The organism is Paenisporosarcina sp. P4_D4 (assembly GCF_056401835.1).
Genome location: NZ_JBFUIO010000093.1, coordinates 1 through 8582 on the forward strand (window position 1 = coordinate 1; position 8582 = coordinate 8582).

The 8582-nt window shown below is 39.9% G+C and carries 11 protein-coding genes; 1 reads left to right on the top strand and 10 read right to left on the bottom strand.

Translation table 11 applies throughout. The annotated features are described in order from the left end of the window. Positions 1-25: 25 nt before the first annotated feature. The 9 genes from panD to AC1DSL_RS14345 form a co-directional block, all read right to left on the bottom strand. Entirely contained in the window at positions 26-409 is a 384-nt protein-coding gene (gene panD / locus AC1DSL_RS14305) for an aspartate 1-decarboxylase (protein WP_016427391.1), read from the bottom strand. Between the two features lie 3 nt (positions 410-412). Continuing rightward, the gene (panC, locus tag AC1DSL_RS14310; protein ID WP_477532676.1) at positions 413-1264 is read right to left on the bottom strand and encodes a pantoate--beta-alanine ligase; all 852 of its coding nucleotides are present in this window, start codon (positions 1262-1264) and stop codon (positions 413-415) included. Beyond that, complete coding sequence (gene panB / locus AC1DSL_RS14315; protein ID WP_477532677.1) at positions 1261-2097, bottom strand: 3-methyl-2-oxobutanoate hydroxymethyltransferase; 837 nt, start codon at positions 2095-2097, stop codon at positions 1261-1263. The genes panC and panB overlap by 4 nt, the downstream gene beginning before the upstream one ends. 240 nt (positions 2098-2337) lie before the next feature. Next, positions 2338-3321 (bottom strand): biotin--[acetyl-CoA-carboxylase] ligase, encoded by a 984-nt coding sequence (locus tag AC1DSL_RS14320; protein WP_342541703.1) that lies wholly within the window; start codon positions 3319-3321, stop codon positions 2338-2340. Continuing rightward, positions 3299-4495, bottom strand: coding sequence for a CCA tRNA nucleotidyltransferase (locus AC1DSL_RS14325; RefSeq protein WP_342541704.1), 1197 nt, complete (start codon positions 4493-4495; stop codon positions 3299-3301). The genes AC1DSL_RS14320 and AC1DSL_RS14325 overlap by 23 nt, the downstream gene beginning before the upstream one ends. After that, entirely contained in the window at positions 4482-5624 is a 1143-nt protein-coding gene (bshA, locus tag AC1DSL_RS14330; RefSeq protein ID WP_016427396.1) for an N-acetyl-alpha-D-glucosaminyl L-malate synthase BshA, read from the bottom strand. Before bshA ends, AC1DSL_RS14325 begins: the two co-directional genes overlap by 14 nt. Positions 5625-5640: 16 nt before the next feature. After that, positions 5641-6045, bottom strand: coding sequence for a methylglyoxal synthase (gene mgsA / locus AC1DSL_RS14335; protein ID WP_477532678.1), 405 nt, complete (start codon positions 6043-6045; stop codon positions 5641-5643). Positions 6046-6064: 19 nt separating this feature from the next. Continuing rightward, positions 6065-6862, bottom strand: a complete 798-nt coding sequence (dapB, locus tag AC1DSL_RS14340; protein ID WP_304412219.1) for a 4-hydroxy-tetrahydrodipicolinate reductase — start codon at positions 6860-6862, stop codon at positions 6065-6067. Beyond that, positions 6859-7194 carry a nucleotide pyrophosphohydrolase gene (locus tag AC1DSL_RS14345; protein ID WP_477532679.1) on the bottom strand — a complete coding sequence of 112 codons (336 nt, stop codon included), beginning with the start codon at positions 7192-7194 and terminating at the stop codon, positions 6859-6861. Before AC1DSL_RS14345 ends, dapB begins: the two co-directional genes overlap by 4 nt. Positions 7195-7302: 108 nt before the next feature. Here AC1DSL_RS14345 and AC1DSL_RS14350 point away from each other — a divergent pair, with 108 nt between their 5' ends. Beyond that, a complete protein-coding gene (locus AC1DSL_RS14350) occupies positions 7303-8172 on the top strand; it encodes a YitT family protein (protein WP_036659377.1) in 870 nt (289 codons plus the stop codon). 75 nt (positions 8173-8247) lie between these two features. Here AC1DSL_RS14350 and AC1DSL_RS14355 read toward each other — a convergent pair. Continuing rightward, positions 8248-8582 (bottom strand): zinc metallopeptidase (locus tag AC1DSL_RS14355; RefSeq protein WP_477532680.1); only part of this gene is annotated, 335 nt, incomplete at its 5' end.

An 8582-nucleotide genomic window follows, 5' to 3' on the forward strand; every position in this document is an offset into this window, starting at 1 on the left:
GTACATGTTGAAATACAGTTTTTACTTACATTACTGTTGCTTCAGGTTCGTAGCTGATGATTTCACGAATTGAATTATTCTCACCCATGATGGCAACAGTTGGTTTATGTTCTTTTGCTTCATCGTTCATCACGTATGCATACGACAAAATAATGACGACGTCGCCTTTTTGAACAAGACGGGCAGCTGCTCCATTAACACAAATAACTCCACTGCCTCTTTCGCCGGCAATGATATACGTTTCAAAACGTGCACCGTTATTGTTGTTTACGATATGCACTTTTTCATTTGGCAGCATACCGACTGCATCCAAAAGATTTTGATCGATAGTGATACTGCCTACATAATTTAAATCCGCTTCGGTCACGACAGCGCGGTGAATTTTTGAATTTAACATCATTCGTAACATGGATTATTCTCCTTTATTGTTCAAAATTAAATTATCGATCAGCCGTGCTTTTTCGAAAAAGACAGCTACCGCTAAAATAATGGACTTGTTATTTGATAAATTATTTGTCAGGTCGGGATAGCTCAACAGTTCCACATAATCAATATTCCCAGACGTGCCATTTTCGATGTGTTGTATGGTTACTAATGTAGCTTTCTCGGCATCCTGGTTCTTTTGATAATCTTCCAGTCCCATTTGTATCGCTTGTTGGATAAGTGGCGCTTCGACACGTTCTTTTTCACTTAAGAATACATTTCTTGAACTTTTAGCTAAACCGTCCTCTTCCCTAACTGTTGGGACTCTGCGAACTTCGAAAGGGAAATTATAATCTCTTACATACGTTTCAATGATAGCTAGTTGCTGAGCATCTTTTTGGCCAAAATATACTTTAGTCGGCTCAACTAGATGGAAAAGCTTTGTGACAACTTTCAAGACACCATCAAAATGTCCAGGTCTTGAAGCACCACAAAGAACATCAGCTTGAGCACCTGCACGGATTGTAATTCCGCCATCTTGCGGATACATTTCTTCCGCTTGCGGGAAGAACAACAAATCGACTCCTGCCTCAACGGCCATTTTCGTATCCCTTTCTAAATCTCGGGGATATCTGTCCAAATCCTCATTCGGACCAAATTGTGCAGGATTGACAAAAATACTCATGATCACAAAGTCATTTTCTTCTCTTGCATGTTTAACTAAAGACATATGCCCTTCATGCAAAAAGCCCATCGTTGGCACAAAGCCGATGCTTTTACCGGCTTGTTTCGCTGCTTTTACGTTTTCTTTTAGATCGTTGATTAACTGAACTTGAATCATTGTTTTCCTCCGTATAACTGTTGGAATTCTTCATCTTTCATTGAGAATCGGTGTTCAACTGCTGGAAATTCACCAGATTTCACTTCATCAACATATTGTGTCAAGCCGTCTTCAATTTCTTTGCCTGCACTCGCATAAGCTTTAACAAACTTAGGCATATGATGGCTACCATAAGTCACGGTGTCATGGAATACTAGAACCTGACCATCCGTTTCAGCGCCAGCCCCAATGCCGATGACAGGAATCGTCAAAGATTCTGTGATTGTTTTAGCGAGTTGGTAAGGAATACATTCCAGAACTACCATAATGGCACCTGCTGCTTCACATGCCTTGGCATCTTCAATTAGTTTTTGAGCAGCTTCCGCAGTTTTCCCTTGTACTTTATAGCCACCTGATACGCTTGCAGATTGTGGAAGCAACCCAAGATGAGCCACTACGGGAATACCAGTACGTGACAATAAACGGATGACGTCGATCATTTCATCCGCACCTTCAATTTTCAGTGCTTGTGCATTTGTTTCCTGGAAAAGGCGAATGGCATTCGAAAGTGTAGTGTCCGTTGTCCCGTGGTAGGTTCCAAATGGCATATCCACTACAAGGAAGGTATCTTTTGCACCGCGTCTTGTTGCTTTTCCATGATGAATCATATCTTCCATTGTGACAGGAATCGTCGAATCATATCCAAGCACAACCATGCCCAGGGAATCTCCCACAAGCAAAATTTCAACGCCTGCACTTTCTGCAATTTTTGCAGATGGATAGTCATAAGCAGTTAACATAATAATTTTATCGTTCTCTTTTTTCATATTAATAAAATCGGTCGTCGTTTTCATTTCCTAGCTCCTCTCTTCGGAGAGAAAACCAAAATAAAAACCCTACTGACCAGGAATGGACAGAAGGGTTGCGTAGGATAAGTAATTGGTTTCCTCCGTCCCTGTCGATTAAGATCAAGGCAGAATTATTAAATTTATAAAGATCTTCTTGTATTCATCAGGTGCAGTTCTACAAAGATACTGCCCTTCGCTTTTACTATAACAGAAATAAATTGCACATTCCATCTTGATTTACTTTTCTTAATTTTGTATTTCGATATCAGCAGAGTAAATTCCGTGAATCTGACCATCGTCGGTTTTGACTTGTAATACCCCATCATTTGTAATGCCGAGAGCCAAGCCTTCAATTTGCTGATTAATCATGCTCGCTTTTATTCGTTTACCGAGTGTGCACGAATAACTTTCCCATAGGATCTTCAATGGCTCAAAACCGTGCGTTATATATAAATCTGTATAAATTTCTAAATGATGCAAAATTCGTGCAATCAGTTGAGCACGATCGACTGGTTGTCCAGAAACCATTTGAATGGAAGTGGCGATCGATTGTATTTCTTCAGGGAAATCTGTTTCTAACTGGTTAACATTCACTCCGATTCCCAAAATGATGGCATGAACACGGTCCATGTCGGCCTGGAGCTCTGTCAATATTCCAGTACATTTCTTCCCATTTATTAATAGGTCATTCGGCCATTTAATCTCTGCGCGAATGCCTGCTATATCTTCTATGGCTCTTGTGACTGCTACTGCTGCAACCAACGTGAACTGCGGTGCTTTTGTAGGCGGTATTTCCGGTCGAATGATTACACTCATCCAAATGCCTTTTCCTTGAGTAGAGGTCCATGCTCGTGCCAAACGACCTTTTCCTGCCGTTTGTTCTTCACAAACGACAATCGAGCCATCAGGTGCTCCCGATTGTGCAAGTCGATGGGCGATAGGCTGAGTCGAAGGGCAAGTTTCTTCATAATGAATTGACTGGCCAAACCGTTTGGATGTCAAATACTGATTAATTTTGGCGGCTTGCAATGAGTCTGGAGAGGATGTCAATACATATCCTTTTTTCTTAATGGAATTAATCACAAATCCTTCTTCTTCAAGTTCCTTAATATGTTTCCAAATAGCTGTTCGAGATAATCCAAATTCATCTGCTAATTGTTGGCCCGAGACAGGCTGACCCTTTGCAGATAATAAACGTTTCTTAATTTCATATTTCACTGTTGGATTCATTCATTATCCATTCCTTTATTTTGGTAGCATCATTCACTACTTTTTTATGAAGCACAGCCATTTCAATCTCTGCCAATGCTTCTTTGAGCCAAGGACCACCACGCTTGCTAAACCAATCCATCAAGTCTTTCCCTGAAATGACAAGATCAGCTTTTGATTGAATTGGTAAGGAACGCTTGAGTTTTATTATTGTATCGATTGGCATCGGTGGGATCTTATCTCTCAATACATGAACGAGGCTCTCCGCCTTGATAAGAATATCTTCATTAAAAGAGTATAGGTCATCTCTCGTAAACAAACGTTCAAATCGAATTTGAGTGGCTTTAACCAGTTGACCAATTTGTTGTTTCGATTCATTCGATAATTTAAACGTTCTGGTCAGTTCGGACACAGATGAGGTTTCCTGCAATAAACAAAGAAAGGACCAACATATCAAGCTGTTGCGAGGATTTCCTAGTTGCGCCCATTTTTCATGTTGGAATGGGAAACCTCCTGGCAATTGATCGGACAATTTGCTTGTGACGAGATAGCTCATTCCATTTTGTAAGTTCGAGCTATCCCACATTTTTTCAAGTTCAGCAGTCACTCGTTCAACAGATACATATGTAAGATTTTCCGCGCAAAATTGGATGGCTTCCAACGATTTGTCGTCAATTGTAAAACCGAGCTGAGCACTGAAACGTACAGCTCTTAGCATACGTAGAGCATCTTCCTGAAAACGATCAGTAGGATTGCCGACAGTTCGAATGATTCGGTTTTCTAAATCAAGTCTTCCATCGAACAAATCGATAATCTGAAAACTTTCAGTCATGGCTAGTGCGTTCATTGTGAAGTCTCTACGCTTCAAATCTTCTTCGAGAGACAGGACAAACTTTACATCCGTTGGTCTTCGGTAATCTGCATATTCCCCGTCGCTCCTAAATGTTGTGACTTCAATGGGAATATGACTTTCGAGAACAAGGATAGTTCCATGGGCAAGTCCGACATCGACCGTCCGTTTGAATATTTTTTTTACTTGTTCTGGTAAAGCGCTGGAAGCGATGTCGATATCATTGGCTTCTTTTTGACGCAAAAAATCGCGCACTGCTCCTCCAACAAATACGGCTTCATATCCATTTTCTTTCAGCTTATTTATAATTGCTGTACCAGCTTGCCAATGTTCAGTTGTTAACATATTGACGAACCACTTTCTCGTACAGTTTTTCGTATTGGTTCACGATGATTGAAGAATGGAATTTTCGAGACACCGCTTCAATGGAAGCATTTCTCATGCGTTTATGTAAGTCATTATTCTTTAATATCTTCAAAGCATTACATGCCACTGCTTCAACATCGTTTAAAGGGACAATGTAGCCATTTTCTCCGTGGTCTATTACTTCTGGTATTCCGCCTACATTTGTGCCGATACAAGGTACTCCACAGGCCATTGCTTCTAATAATACCAACCCGAACGCTTCCTTTTCCGACAGAAGTAATTTCAAATCACTTATAGAGTACAATTCAGACACATTATTCTGTTTTCCTAAAAAGAGCACATCATTTTGTAATCCCAAGGAATCGACTTGTTTAATGATGTTATTCATTTCAGGCCCATCTCCGACAAGAAGTAATTTAGATGGCATTTCTTTTCGTATATAAGCAAAACTTGAAACAACATCTTCAACATGCTTCACCTTTCGGAAATTCGAAACATGAATGACTACCTTTTCATCCTCATGAATATTGAAATAAGACTTTACATTCGTTGATTTGGATGGAACATATTCGCGTTCATCAACAAAATTATAAATGGTTTCAATCGTCTGAGATGGTTGTATTAATTGATACGTTTCTTCCTTCAATGAATTGGAAACTGCCGTTACCACATCTGATTTTTCAATTCCATAGCGGATGGCACCTGTAAGAGATGAATCGTAACCCAAAACACTAATATCTGTACCATGCAATGTTGTCACGATTCCCACATTTTGTGCGGCCATGTCACGAGCCAGCACTGCACATACCGCATGTGGAATAGCATAATGCACATGCAGTATGTCTAAGTTTTCTTTTTGGACCACTTCAGCCATTTTACTCGCCAGGGCGATATCGTAAGGAGCATATTGAAAGACAGAATAACTGTTTACTTCCACTTGATGAAAGAAAATATTTGGAACCATGCGATTTAACCGAAAAGGCATGCTGGAAGTAATGAAATGAATTTCATGACCACGCTCTGCAAGGAGCTTCCCCAGTTCAGTTGCGATTACTCCTGACCCCCCTACTGTTGGATAGCAGGTGATGCCAATTTTCAATTTCTTCATGAAACCACTTCCTTTCTTAAGAACGTCTTTCTTGTAGTAATCGCCAATCAATAAAGCCTTTTTGCAGACCTTTTAATAAAACTTCTGCAGTTCCCATATTGGTAGCCAAAGGAATTTGATACACATCACATAATCGAATCAACGCAGTCACATCAGGMTCATGAGGTTGGGCAGTCAACGGATCACGGAAGAATATAATCATATCCATTTCATTTTTTGCAACCATGGCACCTATTTGCTGGTCGCCTCCAAGTGGACCCGACTGAAAACGGATTACGGCTAAACCTGTTTCATCGATAATCCGTTGTCCCGTGGTTCCTGTAGCGTAGAGTTCATGCTCATCCAAAATGTCACGATAAGCAGTCACAAACTGGATCAGATCATCTTTTTTACGGTCATGCGCAATTAAAGCTATTTTCATGAGGTTCGCATCCTATCATTTATAAAATGTTTTCGAGTCCGTACACAAGTTCTTTTAAATCCATCACCTGGTTTATAGAAAATGTCACGCCAGACATAAAAGATTGTCGATTGAAAGAATCATGTCGCAGTGTGAACAGCTGCCCATCTCCACCAAACATCACTTGTTGGTGAGCTACCATTCCAGGTAGTCTTACACTATGTATTGGTATTCCATCATAGGATGCACCTCTTGCACCTGGCAACGTTTCTTCCTCTAATGGATGTCCTTGTTTATGTGCTGGTCGTACTTCCGCAATCATTTGAGCTGTTTTATAAGCTGTACCAGATGGGGCATCTAGTTTTTGATCATGGTGCATCTCAATGATTTCAACATCCGGAAAATAAGCAGCAGCCATGGATGCGAATTTCATCATCAATACGGCACCTATCGCAAAATTAGGTGCAATAATGCAACCTAATTCATTATCCTTTGCAATTTTCGTGCATAACTCTAGTTGTGCTTCGCTAAACCCWGTTGTGCCGATTACTGGTCTTACATCATTTTGCAAACACATCGTCGTGTGTTCAAAGACTTGATGGGGTGTAGTCAAGTCCAAGAAAACATCTGGTCTGATTGCTGAGATCAGACTATCTAGATTCAAAAATACGGGTACATCATAGCCTGCAGGAAATTCTGGAGACTCACTTAATAGATCTCCTATTTCTTTATGATCAAGTACTGCCACTAATTCCATATTCTCATTATTCATGATAGTATGTACAGCTTCTTGTCCCATTTTGCCTCGTGGTCCACCTATAGCAACTCGAATCATTATTCTTCCTCCTTTAACGTCCAACGATTTTTATCTCTTGAGTTAAATTTGTCCATTACACGGTCATGTGCTCGTTGCATATCAATGTTCTCAGAATTGGCAAAACAGATAAGAACGAACAGCAAATCGCCTAATTCTTCTTCCAGGCTCTTTTTTGCTTCAGTCAATTTTTTCTTCTTTATACCATGCACATGTTGAACTTCCCTTGCCAATTCACCTAGTTCTTCAGTCATTCGTGCAAGCATTTCAAAGGGAGGAAAATAACCTTCTTTAAATTTCCCAATATAATCGTCGACTTCTTTTTGCAAAGTTTGAATAGTTTTCTCATTCGTCATTCTTTTCACGCTCCTATCCTTATCCTAATAATAAGGAATGATGTTGTCAAAATACTAAAAATGAATGATAATAGCGAAGGATTCTTTTTCAGAAAATGGGGTGTTTCAGTGTTGAAAGGCATTAAGTTTAAAAATATATTTTTCATTATGTTAGGAGCAGCAATATTCAGCTTTGGTTTTGTTCATTTTAACATTCAAAACGAGCTTGGTGAGGGTGGATTTAGTGGAATCACCTTAATATTATTTTTTGCATTCAAACTAGATCCAGCTTTAATGAATTTGCTACTTAATATTCCCATGTTTATTCTGGGGTGGCGCCTTCTAGGGCAAAAAGTATTTGTATATACAATCATCGGGACTGTCTCCGTATCAGTATTTTTAAAGATTTTTCAAATCTATGAAATCAATATACATATACAAGATGATTTGTTCCTCGCTGCCCTTTTTGCAGGAGTTTTTGTTGGCGTAGGGCTTGGTATCATTTTCAGATATGGCGGCACGACAGGAGGCGTGGATATCATTGCCAGACTGGCGCATAAATACTTTGGCTGGAGTATGGGAAAAACGATGTTCATGTTTGATGCAGCGGTCATTCTACTTTCCTGGTTAACATTCTTGGATTCACGTTCCATGATGTATACGTTAGTGGCGGTCTTTATTGGAGCGCGGGTGATTGATTTTGTGCAGGAAGGTGCTTATGCAGCACGTGGTGCATTTATTATTTCGGAATTCCAAAGTGAGATTGCAGATCGAATCGCAAACGATATGGAACGAGGCGTAACCGTATTAAGAGGTTTTGGACATTTTACTAAATCTGACCGTGAAGTCTTGTATTGTGTGGTAGGTAAGAACGAAATTGTCCGCTTAAAAAGCATCATCACATCCATAGATCCCCATGCCTTTGTTTCAATGACTGAAGTACATGACGTTATGGGCGAAGGATTTACGTTGGATGAGCAAAAACGTCCACTGGATTAAGCAAATGATATAAGTTAGTTGGATATAAAAAACTCACGTGGCATGTCAATCATGCACGTGAGTTTTTTTTTGATTCTATTCGTCTCGGCTCATGCCTGTATAAATTAACACTAAACGTAACAACTCAAGAACCCCTACAGCAGCTGCAGCAACGTACGTCATGGCAGCGGCATTCAATACTTTACGTGCATGTTTTTCTTCTTCGTTACGGATGACTCCGAGAGTAACGATTTGAGTCATGGCACGACTTGAAGCATTGAATTCTACTGGCAATGTAACAATTTGGAACAATAACCCTACGGCTAACAAAACAATTCCCAATAACAACATATTGGACATGCTTGCAAAAATCCCGATCATCACGAAAATCCATGATGCATTTGAAGAGAAGTTTGCTACAGGTACTAACA